This window comes from Pandoraea sputorum, assembly GCF_000814845.2.
GTDB classification, from domain to species: Bacteria; Pseudomonadota; Gammaproteobacteria; order Burkholderiales; family Burkholderiaceae; genus Pandoraea; species Pandoraea sputorum.
In genome coordinates, this window is record NZ_CP010431.2 from 2115971 (window position 1) to 2129638 (window position 13668).

General features: G+C 62.8%; 13 protein-coding genes. 4 read left to right on the plus strand and 9 right to left on the minus strand.

Annotation, left to right across the window (positions count from 1 at the left end):
- Positions 1–62 precede the first annotated feature (62 nt).
- The 3 genes from NA29_RS09385 to NA29_RS09395 all read left to right on the plus strand — a co-directional run bounded on the left by NA29_RS09385 (position 63) and on the right by NA29_RS09395 (position 4897).
- Positions 63–2333, plus strand: a complete 2271-nt coding sequence (locus tag NA29_RS09385; protein WP_224786808.1) for a bifunctional diguanylate cyclase/phosphodiesterase — start codon at positions 63–65, stop codon at positions 2331–2333.
- Between the two features lie 464 nt (positions 2334–2797).
- Entirely contained in the window at positions 2798–4381 is a 1584-nt protein-coding gene (locus NA29_RS09390; RefSeq protein WP_084103598.1) for a sensor domain-containing diguanylate cyclase, read from the plus strand.
- A gap of 255 nt (positions 4382–4636) precedes the next feature.
- Positions 4637–4897 carry a hypothetical protein gene (locus tag NA29_RS09395; RefSeq protein WP_224786807.1) on the plus strand — a complete coding sequence of 87 codons (261 nt, stop codon included), beginning with the start codon at positions 4637–4639 and terminating at the stop codon, positions 4895–4897.
- Positions 4898–4990: 93 nt separating this feature from the next.
- Here NA29_RS09395 and NA29_RS09400 read toward each other — a convergent pair whose 3' ends face one another.
- The 4 genes from NA29_RS09400 to NA29_RS09415 form a co-directional block, all read right to left on the minus strand.
- Complete coding sequence (locus NA29_RS09400) at positions 4991–5185, minus strand: rubredoxin (RefSeq protein ID WP_039397716.1); 195 nt, start codon at positions 5183–5185, stop codon at positions 4991–4993.
- Positions 5186–5392: 207 nt separating this feature from the next.
- The gene (locus tag NA29_RS09405) at positions 5393–5737 is read right to left on the minus strand and encodes a hypothetical protein (RefSeq protein ID WP_039397718.1); all 345 of its coding nucleotides are present in this window, start codon (positions 5735–5737) and stop codon (positions 5393–5395) included.
- 388 nt (positions 5738–6125) lie between these two features.
- Entirely contained in the window at positions 6126–6452 is a 327-nt protein-coding gene (locus NA29_RS09410; protein ID WP_039397720.1) for a hypothetical protein, read from the minus strand.
- 88 nt (positions 6453–6540) lie between these two features.
- Positions 6541–7008: a hypothetical protein gene (locus NA29_RS09415; protein WP_150777300.1), complete on the minus strand. Its 468-nt coding sequence runs from the start codon at positions 7006–7008 to the stop codon at positions 6541–6543.
- Between the two features lie 292 nt (positions 7009–7300).
- On the opposite strand from NA29_RS09415, the gene NA29_RS09420 reads away from it, so the two are divergent.
- A complete protein-coding gene (locus tag NA29_RS09420; RefSeq protein WP_039397724.1) occupies positions 7301–7534 on the plus strand; it encodes a DUF3717 domain-containing protein in 234 nt (77 codons plus the stop codon).
- 1 nt (position 7535) lies between these two features.
- Here the strand turns inward: NA29_RS09420 and NA29_RS09425 are convergent, their stop codons facing one another.
- The 5 genes from NA29_RS09425 to NA29_RS09445 all read right to left on the minus strand — a co-directional run bounded on the left by NA29_RS09425 (position 7536) and on the right by NA29_RS09445 (position 13548).
- Positions 7536–10172: an EAL domain-containing protein gene (locus NA29_RS09425; RefSeq protein WP_039397726.1), complete on the minus strand. Its 2637-nt coding sequence runs from the start codon at positions 10170–10172 to the stop codon at positions 7536–7538.
- Positions 10173–10451: 279 nt separating this feature from the next.
- Positions 10452–10670 (minus strand): RNA-binding S4 domain-containing protein, encoded by a 219-nt coding sequence (locus tag NA29_RS09430; protein WP_039397728.1) that lies wholly within the window; start codon positions 10668–10670, stop codon positions 10452–10454.
- Between the two features lie 66 nt (positions 10671–10736).
- Positions 10737–11315 (minus strand): TMEM175 family protein, encoded by a 579-nt coding sequence (locus NA29_RS09435; protein WP_039397730.1) that lies wholly within the window; start codon positions 11313–11315, stop codon positions 10737–10739.
- A gap of 61 nt (positions 11316–11376) precedes the next feature.
- Complete coding sequence (locus NA29_RS09440) at positions 11377–12627, minus strand: GGDEF domain-containing protein (protein WP_224786806.1); 1251 nt, start codon at positions 12625–12627, stop codon at positions 11377–11379.
- Between the two features lie 348 nt (positions 12628–12975).
- On the minus strand, positions 12976–13548 hold the full coding sequence (locus tag NA29_RS09445) for a flavin reductase family protein (protein WP_039397733.1): 573 nt from the start codon (positions 13546–13548) through the stop codon (positions 12976–12978).
- Between the last annotated feature and the right edge of the window lie 120 nt (positions 13549–13668).

Below are 13668 nucleotides of genomic sequence, written 5' to 3' on the forward strand. Positions count from 1 at the left end.
GAAAACCGGGCCAACACCGACCTTTTCGCGCGGGGGCGCGAGGGCTGAAAGGATCTCGACCTATGGCGGAACCGAGCATGACGGGAGCGCGACGCGGGCGTTGGGCGACTTCCTATCGCTCTATCGTCGCAATCCTGATTTTCGGTTTTCTGATCCTTGTCCTTCTATGGACGGCGGTGCTCTGGCGCATCTCCATCGAGCACAAAGCCATCCTGCGCGACACGGCGGCGTCCGCCTCGACCGTCTCGACCGCCCTCGAACAACAAACGCTGCGTGCGATTCGTCAGGTCGACCAGATCACCCGCTTCGTGAAATACGAGTATGAGCGCCATCGCGGCGACTTCGATCTGAAGCAGACGCTGACCGACGGCATTGTCGTCGAACGCTTCATGGTGCTCGTGAGTGTGACGGACGCGAGCGGTAACGTGGTCGCCGCCACGATGCCGGGCGGTGCGGGCGTGAGCATTGCAGATCGCGAGCATTTTCGCGTGCATCTCGACGACGAGAGTGACGGCCTCTACATCAGCCATCCGGTATTCGGGCGTGTGTCCCGCAAGTGGGTACTCCAGTTCAGCCGACGCCTGAATCATTCTGATGGGTCCTTCGCCGGCGTCGTGGTGGTCTCGCAGGAGCCGAGCTACTTTACTTCCGACTTCTACACGAATGCGGTGCTCGGGCAGTACGGTCAGATCGCCGTGATTGCCGACGACGGCGCACTCCTCGCGCGTAGTACCGGGGCGGGCGTTGCCGTCACCGGCACTGGCGAGTTGCCGCCGTTCGCGGCAGAGCAACGGACTTCCGGCGTGCAGCGCGACCCAATCGACGGCGTCGAGCGCGTCGTCGCGTATCGGCATTTGCGTGACTATCCGCTGGCCGTGCAGGTCGGGTTGTCGCTCGACGAGGAGTTGTCCGAATATCGTCACGTGAAACGCGTCTATCTGACCATGGCGACGTTTATCTCCGTGGCGCTTGTCGTCTTCTTCGCGCTCATTGCGTATCTGATGCAGCGTCTGATCGGCCGTGACCAGCAGCTCACACGCCTGATTTCATACGACGCGCTGACCGGCCTGCCGAATCGTTACGCGCTGATGGAGTCGCTGCGTCGGGCATTGTCCGCACCTGATCAGCTGGGCAAGGTCGCACTTTTGCACATCGATCTCGATAACTTCAAGAGCGTGAACGACACGCTCGGTCATTCGCAGGGCGACGCAATCATCCGACAGGTCTCGGAGCGGTTCATTCCGCGCATGCCCGCCGGAGCAATGCTCGCGCGCTTCGCGGGCGACGAGTTCATGGTGCTGCTCGAAGGCGAGGGTGCGCCCGATCAGGCTGAGCCGCTGGGTGAGACGCTGCTGGCCGCGCTCAAGTCGCCCATGGTGGCTGATGGCACGTCGTTCGCGTTGCACGCCAGCATCGGCGTGACGTTCTGGTCGAAGCCCGAAGAGACCGAGTCGGATCTCATCAAGAAAGCGGATCTGGCCATGTATGCCGCGAAAGAGGCGGGCAAGAGTGTCGTGCGGGTCTATTCGCAACAAATGACGCATCAGGCGCACCAGCTTGTCGTGTGGGAGCGTCAGATGGAGCAGGCGCTGGCCAATGGCGAGTTTTTCCTCGCCTATCAGCCGATCATCTCGCTGGGCAGCGATTGCATCTGCGGCATGGAAGCGCTCATTCGCTGGCGTCATCCGGAGCGCGGCATTCTCAGCGCGGGCGAGTTCATCCCGCTGGCAGAGACGACCGGGCAGATCGTGGCCATCGGCGAGTTCGCGCTCACGCAAGCCTGTCGCCAGCTCGTGGCTTGGCGAGGTACGCCGATGGGGTCGCTGCGACTGGCCGTGAATGTCTCGTCCGTGCAGTTTTGGCGAGGCGACATCGGCGAACTCGTTGAGCGTCTAGTGAAAGAGTACGCAATCGAGCCCCATCGCCTGGAACTGGAAATCACCGAATCGGTGATGGTGAAGAACCCGGCGCTTGTAGAAATGAAGATCGAGCAGTTCAAACGTGCGGGTTTGCGCATTGCGTTGGACGATTTCGGCACGGGTTACTCGTCGTTGTCCTATCTGACGCGCTTCCCCGTCGATACGCTCAAGGTCGACCGATCGTTTGTCGAATCGATTCCCGATTCGTCACGGTCGTGTCTCATGATTTCGAACATCGTCAATATTGCGCGTTCGCTGGGCATCGATCTGATTGTCGAAGGTGTGGAAAACGAGCGTCAGCTCGATTGGCTTCGTCATTTTGTCCCGCTCAGTGCGCAAGGCTATTTGTTTTCTCGACCGGTGGAAATCGAACAGCTGGATTTGCTAATTGCCCGGTTCGGTATTTGCCAATAAAGACGAGGTAAATGAGAAACACCAAAACGAGATAGTTAATAGGTTAAATAGCTATACATAATATATCGACGATCAGAAGGTTTTCGTACGGCAGGATCGTCGGAGTACTATAGAATCACCGGGTTCTCGCGGTGATTCCGAAACGCATGAACGGATGGCCGTACGCCCCAACCGGCAGTAGACCGGGGGAGGGAGCGCGGGCTGTCAACGGCCCGCCATTGTTGGGGTAGACAATGGCGTGGCAGCAGGGATCCGAAGGCGCGGGGCGCGACAAGCCGAGGGTCGGAAACGAGGGAAAGAGTTTGACGCGCAGACCAGAATTGGCGGGAATTCGCTGGCACAACGAATGCCGGTCGCGACCAGAAGTTCTGTCCGGGGAAGTGACAGAAGCGCGATTCCAATTGAAGCGGGTACTTTGCCAACGTAATAAGTGAAAAATATTAGAACGAGCGTTTGATTTTCGGATGAGGATAAGGCATTGGCTTTATGCCGCCTGCGTCTCGGTCGGCGTGCTGGTCGCCTGCTGGGTTGCGGCGGATCGCACTGCCACGTCGCTGGTGGGCGATAAGCTTGCGCAAAGCGTCGACGCCGGGCAAATCGTGGCCGATCGCGTCGCCGACGGGATGGTGCATGCCATCAACACGGATTTGTCGATGGTGCGCGCGATTCCCTCGACGCTGGCCGATGTCGACTTGCTGCGCGAGGTCGTGCCCGCAGCGGGAGGCAAGCCGGCTGCGGCGGACGTCGTGGAGCGCGCGAACGAATTCCTGCGCGGCGCACAAAGCTACTTTGGCGTCGACCGCGTGTGGGTTATCGACGCGAGCGGCGTGTGTGTCGCGGCCAGCAACTACCGGGACGTCCCGTCACCGCTCGGCGGATCTGTGGCCGACATGCCTTATGTCACGAACGCGCTGCTCGGCGATCGTTTCGAGCGCTACGCATCGGGTTGGGAACACCAGGCGCCGGGTCTTTATTTCAGCGCACCGATGTACCGTGACGGATTGCTGATCGGCGTGGTCATGACCAAGATTGGTCTCACCCGTCTGCGCCACTGGGTCGGCAGCGGCGAATCGTTCGTGACCGACGGCAACGGCGTCGTCATCATGGCCAACGACCCGCGCTTCGAAAACAGCTTCATGATCGACGGCAAGCTCGGCTCGCTCTCCGACACCGAGCGGCAGGCGCTTTATCAGCGCAACGACTTCGCACCCATGCCGATTTCGCAATTCAAACGTGCGCCGGGCCGCTCGAACGCCTGGGTGCCGCAGGAATTGCTGGACCGGATGTCGGAGTTCAACGATCTGCGCAAGCCTTTCGTGATTTCGTCGCGCCCGAGTGCGAGTAACGATCTGATCGTCTATGCGGTGGAAGGCGTCGATGCGTGGGATGCGCTCACGCGTCAGCATGCCAAGGACCTGGCATTGTGCTTCCTGCTGTATCTGGGGGGCGCGATCATCGTGGCGCTGGTCGTCTGGACGTATTGGCGCGAGCGGACGCAGCACCGTGAGATGCGTCAATCGAACGAGGAATTGCGCGCGGCGAACAACCAACTGGCTTTTGAGGCCAGCTACGACGAACTCACGGGCAGCCTGACCCGTCGTTACTTCTTTCATCGCTTCGAGCAATTGCTGGAAGCCGCCCAACGCAAGAACGAGCCGATGAGCCTCATCGTCGCCGACCTCGACCACTTCAAGACGATCAACGACACCTATGGACATGCCATTGGCGACCAGGTGCTGTGCCGTTTCGTGCTGGTGTGTTCTTCGACGTTGCGTGGCGACGATCTGATCGGACGCATCGGCGGTGAGGAATTCGCCATCCTGCTGCCGGGCGCGAGTGAACGCGATGCGCTGCGTGTGGCCGACCGGATTCGCGAGCGTTGCAAGCGTGAATCGGTCGAAGGGAGCGAGCCGCCGCTGCAATTCTCCGCGAGCTTCGGTATTACAGAGTGGCAGGACTCGGATTCACCGATGAATATGGTCGAGCGCGCAGACATGGCGTTGTATCGCGCCAAGCGCGCCGGGCGTGACCGTTGCTGGGTGTTCTGATCCGCGCAAAGCGCTCAGTGCGGGTCATTCAATCCGGATGTCGCGACGACGGCATCCCTACGTGCATCGCATCCGCTGGATTTCGCCGTCGTTACCAATGTCACGTTTGGTAACCAAAGAGCGTGCACGCATTCCGCATTTCGCGGGAACTCTCCTGTCTAATGAATCAAGCAGGTGCGATCGGGATCGACGCAGAATCGACGGCATCGGTCGCCGTCGCACCGGATTCCATCGATTCGTGCGGGAGAGATCAACGTGAAACGCAGACTGATGTTGGCAGGCGGCGCTGCCGTCGCCATGTTGCTGGGAGGTTGCGTGGCGGTGCCGTATGGCGCGCCCGCATATGGCGGCGCATATGACAACGGATACGCTTATGCCCCGGGCTACTACGCGCCGGGTCACGCGGTCGCACCCGCACCGGTCGTGACGGTGGGCGTGGGTGGGTATTACGGCGGGGGCTACTACCGTGGCTGGCATGGCCGCGGTTGGGGCCGTGGATGGGGATGGCATCACTAAAGCCGTAGCGATGCATTAAAACGGCGAGTGTTGCACCGTCTCCCCAGTCGGATGACCCGGTTGCCGCCTGGCGCAGCGACCGGGCTTTCGGCTTCAGAACTCCGACAGCGCGAAGTCTTCTTTGGACACGTCACATTCCGGGCAGCGCCAGTCGGCGGGCACATCAGCCCAGCGGGTGCCGGGGGCGAGGCCGTCGTCCGGTGCGCCTTCGGCTTCGTTGTAAATCCAGCCGCAAATCAGGCAGATCCAGCTCTTGAATTCAGTCGGGGTGTCCAGCGTGGTGGTCATGATCTTGGGTCAACAGGGAAAACGTGCGCGACCCGCATTGTAAGGCACGCGCGCGACAACGTCCCGCTCGGGCGCGCGCGTGTGCGCACGAACTTAATCTAAATCAATCGGAAAGCATCGGGATAGTCGACGCGTTGGCCGTCGACCGATGCCGGGCGAGCGGATGCAGAAGGGGCATGCGCCGGCGAAGGGCCGACGCAGCAGGCGTTACCAGTGAATCTGGTTGAGGAAGATGGGGGCCATCTGCGCCAGCGAGTTCAGCAGGGACATGGCGGTGTCGCGGTGCGACACTTCCTTCCACAAGCGGCTTTCCTTGACCACACGGTCACGGTCCTCGGATGTTTGGACGTCCGGTTCGCGCAGGCGCTTGATCAGATCGATGACGGAGGCACGGTCGACGGTTTCGGTGACCGAGTGGTGTGCCAGCAGCTCATCCAGATGCACGCGCTCGGCTTCGGTCACGGGGCCCCCGACGGGGTCGGGTTGCCCGGTCTGGCGGGCGTTGGCATCGGCGGACGTAGCGTTCACGGACGGCTTGTCGGATTGGGTCATACGAGACGTTCTCCCCAAAAGTCACTGAAAAGATGCATTGCGATGCGTCGCATGACTCCATCATAGGCCGATTCACCGGGGCTGCGAACCCTCTGCGACTGTTGCGGGTGCCTTCGTTACTCACGCCGCGACCCGAGGGGGCGACGCCGTCTGATCGCATGTCAAACCCGTGACGTTTCCGCACAGAAGCGGCGCAAAACGTCAAGCGTAAAAAATTTGTCCAATGCTGATGCCGAAACGGGCAATCCTCTTGACAGCGTGTAACGACGGGCGTTTTGAGAGGGTGGTGTCAGGTTATCCAGTGGGTTATCCACAGAAGTTGTGGGTAACTCAAGGGGGACGATACGGATCTCGGCAGGCGTCATTGCCGTGACCCGCACGTGAACGGTTACCGCAGCAGCGGACGAAGCATGAGCAGCGCAAAGAACAGCGCGACGCCGACCGGCAGCAATCCCGTAAAGAAGGCGGGCCACGGCGCGCGTCCGCGACGACGAGCGCCGAATGAGGAGATCAGTCCGGCGCACAGGCACAGTACGCCGACACCCCAGGTGGGATTGGGGCTCTTGAGCACCCAGGCAGCCGCCGCCAGCAGGCCGATCCAGGCCAGCGGAATGGCGCCCGGCGGGGGCGGCGACACATCGGCTGCCGGTTTGTTACGGGCGTTACCCGTGGCGTTGGCGGAGGTCTTCTGGGGCTCGGGAATCTTGGCGGACATTGCGTTTTGGGAGAATCAGGAAGCACGACGGCTACGTGCACAACCGGCGCGTGAAAGTCGCAGCATAACAAACGCGGCGGCCCGTCGCTCAGGACGTCACGCCGTGCAAGGTCAGTGTCCCTGGATGATGTGACGGTGCATGCGCACCGGCAGCGGGCGTGTCGACATACCAGACGGAGGTCGAGTCGACGTCGCGCGTCGGTGCGAACGCTGGCGGCGTCGCGCAGCGATCATCCAGATCGACGTACTGTTTGGTCGGCGGGCTCACGCGCGAGGTGAAGATGAAGGCCCTCGTGGCGCCGGAAACGTCACGTACTGCCGCGTCCGGCAACGCTCGGACCGCCACGCACGGCTGGTGAAACGGATCGGTGGGTTTCGCGGTGGACGGTGGCATCGATTGCGCATGGACGTGCGGGGCGGCCATCGTGGCCAGCAGACCGATCGCCAGCAGCGTGAGCCATCGGAGCATGTCCGGACGACGCCATCCGTCGTGATTCGGCGGGCAACCACCAGGCGGACGAATGCGCGTGCAGGGTGTGACGTGTCTCGGCGGCATGATGGGCTCCGTCGGGGCAATCGTGAAGGGGCGCTTTGCGAACGGTGGGGACGTTGCGCGGCGTTTCCTCTGCCTTAAGCCAATATCGTGCCGGAGTTGCTAAGTGGATGATTTTGCGTGGATTGTTGGCGTGCGCAAGCGGCACGACATCCGATGCGGGCATCAAGTGTTGCAGTTCCGAAACGTGCACCTGAGAATTGACGTCAACGGGTCCGGGATAGGGCCATTCTCCGACTTCTCGAATACTGTATATAATTACAGTATTCCACTCCACGGCGAGACACGACATCTCATGAAAGCCAACTATTCCATCGCCGACATCGAGCAGGCGATCAACTACTGGACCAGTCATCAGGCCGCGGACAGCAACCTGTCGCTGTGTCCGGCAGCGCGCGTGTTGGCGAACATCTACGGCGAGATGATCTATCGCCGCGCGACGAGTGTGGCGGCCGATGCGCTCAACGGCGAGCAGAGCCAGGCCATCGAGACGGCGCTGCATCAGATGGAATTGGGGCTGGCGCCTTGATTCAGGATTGAACAGGGTCGGGCGAGCGTCGCTGAGCGGACCAGCGTTCGAGCCAGCGTTCCAGATCGCCAGCACTCAGCGCGGGGGAGAACAGATACCCCTGCGCCACGCGATAGCCCTGCGCGACCAGCAAGTCGCGCTGGGCTTCGTCTTCCACCCCTTCGGCCACCACCGTGAGATGCAGGTTGCGACCGATGCTGATGATCGCATTGGTCAGCGCACGTACCGTTTCGTCGCGCGCAATGTCGTGCACGAAGCTGCGGTCGAGTTTCAGTTCCGAAACCGGCAGTCGGCGCAGATAGCCGAGACTCGAATACCCGGTGCCGAAGTCGTCCATCGATAGTCGCACGCCCAGGTTGTGGACTTCCTCGATGATGCGCAGCGTGCTGGGGTTGTGATCCATCAGCACGCTTTCCGTGATTTCGATGGCCAGGCACGACGGCGGTAGTTCGTGATCGGCCAGCGCTTCGGCAATCGTGCGCGGCAGATCGTGATCGTGGAAATTGGTCGGCGACAGGTTGACCGACACATTGCCGATACCGACATCGCGTCGTCGCCAGTCGGCCAGTTGACGGCACGATTCGCGTAGCGTCCACGTGCCCAGCTCGCCAATCAGGCCGCATTCCTCTGCCAGCGCGATGAAGCGCGACGGCGGCACCTCGCCGTACTGCGGGTGCGTCCAGCGGGTGAGCGCTTCCGCACCATACACCGACTCGTCGAGCAGATTGATCTGCGGCTGGTAGAACAACTGCAGCTTGCCCAGACGCAGCGCGTCGCGCATGGCGGTCTCAAGCTCCAGCCGTTCCTGCGCGTGGACGTTCATGTCCTCGTGGTAAAAACGCACGCTCCCCGGGCTCGTCATCTTCGCCTGATACATCGCCATGTCCGCGCGTTGCAGCAGGATGTCGAATTCCCGTCCGTGGTTCGGATACAGGCTGATGCCGAAGCTGCCTGACGGCACGAGCGTTACGCCGTCAACCTGACACGGAGCGGTGAGTGCCGTGCGCATGCGCTCGATCGCGATGTCGAGCCGTTCGGGATCGCATTCGGTGAGCACGGCGACGAACTCGTCGCCCGAGAGCCGCGCCACGATATCCGCGCCACGCAGCGAACGGCGCAGGCGCTGGGCAATCGTGCGTAGCAGTACGTCGCCTGCCTGATGGCCGAGCGAATCGTTGATCTGCTTGAAACGATCCAGATCGATGAAGATGACCGCCATACGCGTGTTCAGCTCTGCCGCACTCGCGATGGCCTGTGCGGCGAGCACGCCGAGCATGCTGCGATTGGGTAGCCCGGTCAGGCTGTCGGAGAACGCCAGTTGACGGATGCGTGTGCGCGATTCGTCGCGCTCGAAGGCGAGTTTGCACAGATGCACGCAGACATCGACCAGCCGCTCGTGCAAGGCGTCCGGGCCGCGTGTAGTGCGGTAGTAGAACGCGAGCACGCCGAGCACCCGGCCGTCGTTCGCGATGATCGGCATCGCCCACGAGGCCGCCAGCCCGAACTCGGTCGCCATCTCGCGATATTCGGCCCAGCGCGGATCGTTGGCGATGTCGGTCACGATCACCGGCCGCGCCAGAAATGCCGCTGTCCCGCACGTGCCTACGCTCGGGCCGATGGCGATGCCATCGATGGTCTGGTGATATTGCGCGGGCAGACTGGGTCCGGCTTGCGGCCGCAGCTTGCCTTCGGCATCCACCCGCACGACCGAGGCCATGACTTCGGGCGCGATCTGCTCCAGTTCGCGGCATATGAGAGTCAGCACTTCGACGAGCGGTGCATCGCGCACCATCGCGGCCAGCGCCTTGTGTTGCAGCACTTCCTGAATCTTCGATTGCGTGATGTCCGTGAACAGCACCACCGCGTTCACGAGCTTGCCCTGTGCGTCGAGAATCGGGTTCGTCACGACGGAGACCCACAGCGGTTGGCGCTGCGCGGTGCGCACCAGCACTTCGCAATGGCAACTGCGGCTGTCGTGGGCGGAGACGAGGCACCCGGAGAGGGCTTGTTTGACCTCGATCGCCGCTGCGCCGCTCGCGAATTCGTCCATCGGGCTCTCAGTGGACGAGGCGTGCACCGACTGGCCGACGACCTCGCTCGCCGCGTAGCCGAGCATGCGGGTGAAGCCGGCGTTCACGTAACAGACGCGGCGCTGGGCGTCAGTGATGAGGACGGCGTTGTCCGTCTCGTCGACGCCGAGCGAGAGCAAATGTAAACGCGCATCGTCGGCGGCCTGACGCGCCACGCGGGCCGTCACATCGACCGCCAGCTTGATCACACAGGTGAGCTTGCCGTCGTCGTCGAAGATGGGGTTGTAGGTGGCTTCGAGCCAGACGGTGCTGCCGTCGTGGCGGAGGCGGCGGACCTGATCGGTATGCGAGCGCAGTGTGGAGAGCACTTGCGCGAAGGCGTCGCCGCACGTCGGGTCGGCCGGGTTGCACAGTATGGCGTGCGGCTTGCCGATCAGTTGATCGCGTGTGTACCCGAAGACACCGAGGAATTTGTCGTTGACGTCGGCGATGAGGCCGTCCGGCGTGAGCGTAAGCGTGCCCAGCGACCGGTCGAGAGCTTCGAGCAGCGCTTCGCGTCCCGGTGCCGGTGTGGCGCCTGTGACGGACGGTGAACCGGGCACGACCATCGCAAGGGCCTCCTCGGACGTCCTGCAATCATTGTCGGGGGTGACTGGGGCTGACACGCCAAAATCGCTTTCAAGTATAGCGACCTGCAGGGGCAGGCTCACGTGGGAGAAACCGGGAGGGCGTCACGCGACGGCGCCGTGCCGGGAAGTCGTAGATTCGAGGGTAAAACCGTCGATGAGTCGAGAATGAGCGCAAAAGCGAACAACGAAGGCGGACGACCGGCGGCCGGGCGATTCGGCGAGACCCGAGGGATCCTCGCAGGCCGCCCTCAGTGCATCTTAAGCCGCCTTCACCCGGATACGCACGCCATCGACAGCGACCGTCTGGCCCGCACGGATCTTGCACGTCTTGCGGGTCTCGATCTGGCCGTCGACACGGACCGCGCCGTTGGCCACCATGACTTTGCCCGCGCCGCCGGAATCGACGACGCCGGTGAGTTTGAGCAGGTCGTTCAGGGCGACGAATTCGCCCGTCAGTTCAAAAGTTACGTTTTGCATAGTGGTGCGGATACTACGGAAAAACCCAGTGCGCGTCGACTGCCGCCGCGCACCGTGTCAAGGAGGTCACCTCTCGATTACGTGTTCGATGCGGCGGTCCGGGATCAGCCACACGGCGGCCATGAGCGCATACAGCGCCAGCGAGACTGCGGGCACCACGAACGCCAGCCCGATGGCTACCGCGTAGACCACCACCGACAGCTTGCCCTTGTAGTCGCGACCGAGGGCGTCGGCCAGCTTCTTGTTGCCGCCGTCATGCACGGCGAGCAGGGTTCGCGACAGAATGTAGTGGGCAATGGCCGCCATGAACAGCACCACACCGTAGAGCGCTGTCGGCCACGCGGTGAAGTGGTTCTCTCCGAGCCAGTGCGTCACAAACGGGATCAGCGACAGCCAGAACAGCAGGTGCAGGTTAGCCCACAGAACGCCGCCGGACACCTTCTGGACTACCTGGAAAAGATGATGGTGGTTGTTCCAGTACAGGCCGACATAGACATAGCTGAGGATGTAAGTGAGAAACGTCGGCGCGACCGGCAGCAGGTCCGTCAGTTCGCTGCCGTGCGGTGCTTTCATCTCCAGCACCATGATCGTGATGATGATGGCGATCACGCCATCGCTGAATGCTTCTAGTCGGCTCTTACCCATTGCGGTGGTGTTGAATATCTTCAGTCGGGATTCGTCGAGACCGGTCGACGAGGGTTGGACATCACAGCACGGCCACGCGATTGCGGCCGCCTTGCTTGGCCGCATAAAGCGCGCGGTCGGCACGTTGCAGCAGGGTACTGAAATCGGCGTCGTCCGGGCCGAGGCTGGCGACACCGATGCTGGCAGAAAAGCGCACCGGCGCGTTCCCATTCGGGCCCGGTACGCTCGCGCCGTTGATCGCGACGAGCATGCGCTCCGCCGCCTGCAAAGCACGCTGAGCATCGGTCTCGGGCAGCAGCACGGCGAACTCCTCGCCGCCCAAACGGCCGATCACAGTACTCTTGCGCAGCGCAGCCCGCAACACCAGCGTCAACTCGACGATCACCCTGTCGCCAATGGCATGCCCCCAGGTGTCGTTGATCCCCTTGAAGTGATCGATGTCGAGCATCAGCACGGACAGGCGGCGCTGCTGCGCGCGCGCGACGGCGAACAGCCGGTCGGCCTGCATGAGAAAGGCCCGGCGGTTGAGCAGGCCGGTCAGGCCGTCGCGCATCGCCATGTCGCCGAGTACCCGGTTCACGCGGCGCAGTTCGAGTTCGTCCACCACAAGAGAGGACAGATCCGCCAGTAAGCCGCGCTTCTCGTCGTCGAGATCGCGCGGACGGCGGTCGATCACGCAAAGCGTGCCCAGTCGGTGCCCTTCCGGCGTGCGCAGCGGTGCGCCCGCGTAGAAACGGATGTTCGGGTCGCCAGTCACGAGGGGATTATCGGCGAAGCGCCGGTCGGCGCGCGCGTCGGGCACGACGAGCACGTCGTCGCTGAGAATGGCGTGGGCGCAGAAAGCCATCGAGCGCGGCGTTTGTGAGGCATCGATACCCCGGCGCGCCTTGAACCACTGGCGCGATTCGTCGATCAGGGAGACGAGCGAGATCGGCGCGCCCAGCACGTGGGAAGCGAGCCGCACAATACGGTCGAAGGCGGGTTCGGGCGGTGTGTCGAGAATCTCGTAACGGCGCAGTGCAGCAAGGCGCTCTGCCTCGTCAAGGCCCACACTGGCGGTGCGTCCAATTGGCGAGCCAGTCGAGCGCAGGAGACGGGCGCGGGCGTCGTTGAGATCGTTTGCGTCGGAGGAATCGTGGCCGGATGCAGTCATGTCGCGACGGGTGGGCAGGGCCCAGCGGGTGGACGACAGCAGTGCCGTTGACGGAGATGGTTCGGGCCGCGAGTTCGGCAACTGCAGGAAAGGTTCGAACGACTCGTGATGCTCGAAGCGCGTAGCAGATGCGAGCGACGCGCCGGGTGCAAAAGCCACAAAAGGCGATGGACTCGACGCAGACTTCGCAGGTGATTCAGATGTTACGGCGGAACGGGCGTGGAGCCATGTGCACTCACGATCGAAGACATCCGCAACGCTGTCAATTCTGCCCCGCCCGGGGCTACTTGGCAAATAGGGCGACGCGATGGCCTCCGCACCCGCGTCCGCATCCACGACGTCGACCCTGTCCACCCCGCAGCCCATGCCGCCCGAGCCACTCGTGCGCCACAAGGCGTGCGCGGTCTGTGCGAGGCGGTCGCTGCTGTAGAGACTATCGGTGCTGTCGGTCGTACGGCGCGGCGGCAAGGTGTGGCTCATGGCGGGTTGTCGGAGAGAAGTGTCGGGCTAATTGCCGGGTTTGACTTCGAAGGCTTCGCCGGTCTCGAAGAAGTTGCCACCGGCGATGTAATGCAGGCTGCGCGACGTGCCGGGTTCGAACTGCCAGTGTCCGTCGCGAAACGCACGCGGATCGGCCCACGCCGCCACGACTTCGCCGAGGAACAGGTCGTAGCGATCCTGGTTGTGCGGTTCGGGAATCACCCGGCATTCGAGCCATGCGAGGCAGCCGTCGATGAGCGGTGCGGCGATGTGCGAGCCGGTGAAGGCCGTCACGCCGGTGCCTTCGGCGAACTTATCGGTGTCACGTCCGGACACCGAGCCGACCGCCAGCGTTTCACGCGCGATCAGGCGCGCGGGCACATTCAGCGAGAACTCGCCCGAGGCTTCGACCAGTTCGCGCGTGAGCGTATTGCGGTCGATGACGACGGCGACCTTCGGCGGCGAGAAGTCGAGCGGCATGGACCACGCCGCGGCCATGACGTTGCGACGCCCGTCGTGCGCGCTTCCCACGAGAACGGTCGGGCCGTGGTTGAGCAGACGGTAGGCTTTGGGAAGTTCGACGGGCAGACGTTCGGTCATGGCAAGAGGTCCGTGCAGGCGGCGATCCGTTGTGGGGCCGCATGTTGATGGCGGACCATGATAGCGCGCGGCATGCCATCCGAAAAAGGCGGCCCGCAGGGTCAGCTGCGGGCCGTATAA

Excerpts from the sequence above, each read along its gene's own strand:
- NA29_RS09445 (WP_039397733.1), bottom strand. The coding sequence starts at position 13,548 with ATGACCGAACGTCTGCCCGTCGAACTTCCCAAAGCCTACCGTCTGCTC.
- NA29_RS09435 (WP_039397730.1), bottom strand. The coding sequence starts at position 11,315 with ATGGGTAAGAGCCGACTAGAAGCATTCAGCGATGGCGTGATCGCCATC.
- NA29_RS09410 (WP_039397720.1), bottom strand. The coding sequence starts at position 6,452 with ATGTCCGCCAAGATTCCCGAGCCCCAGAAGACCTCCGCCAACGCCACG.
- NA29_RS09420 (WP_039397724.1), top strand. The coding sequence starts at position 7,301 with ATGAAAGCCAACTATTCCATCGCCGACATCGAGCAGGCGATCAACTAC.
- NA29_RS09425 (WP_039397726.1), bottom strand. The coding sequence starts at position 10,172 with ATGGTCGTGCCCGGTTCACCGTCCGTCACAGGCGCCACACCGGCACCG.
- NA29_RS09430 (WP_039397728.1), bottom strand. The coding sequence starts at position 10,670 with ATGCAAAACGTAACTTTTGAACTGACGGGCGAATTCGTCGCCCTGAAC.
- NA29_RS09400 (WP_039397716.1), bottom strand. The coding sequence starts at position 5,185 with ATGACCACCACGCTGGACACCCCGACTGAATTCAAGAGCTGGATCTGC.
- NA29_RS09405 (WP_039397718.1), bottom strand. The coding sequence starts at position 5,737 with ATGACCCAATCCGACAAGCCGTCCGTGAACGCTACGTCCGCCGATGCC.
- NA29_RS09385 (WP_224786808.1), top strand. The coding sequence starts at position 63 with ATGGCGGAACCGAGCATGACGGGAGCGCGACGCGGGCGTTGGGCGACT.
- NA29_RS09415 (WP_150777300.1), bottom strand. The coding sequence starts at position 7,008 with ATGCCGCCGAGACACGTCACACCCTGCACGCGCATTCGTCCGCCTGGT.
- NA29_RS09390 (WP_084103598.1), top strand. The coding sequence starts at position 2,798 with ATGAGGATAAGGCATTGGCTTTATGCCGCCTGCGTCTCGGTCGGCGTG.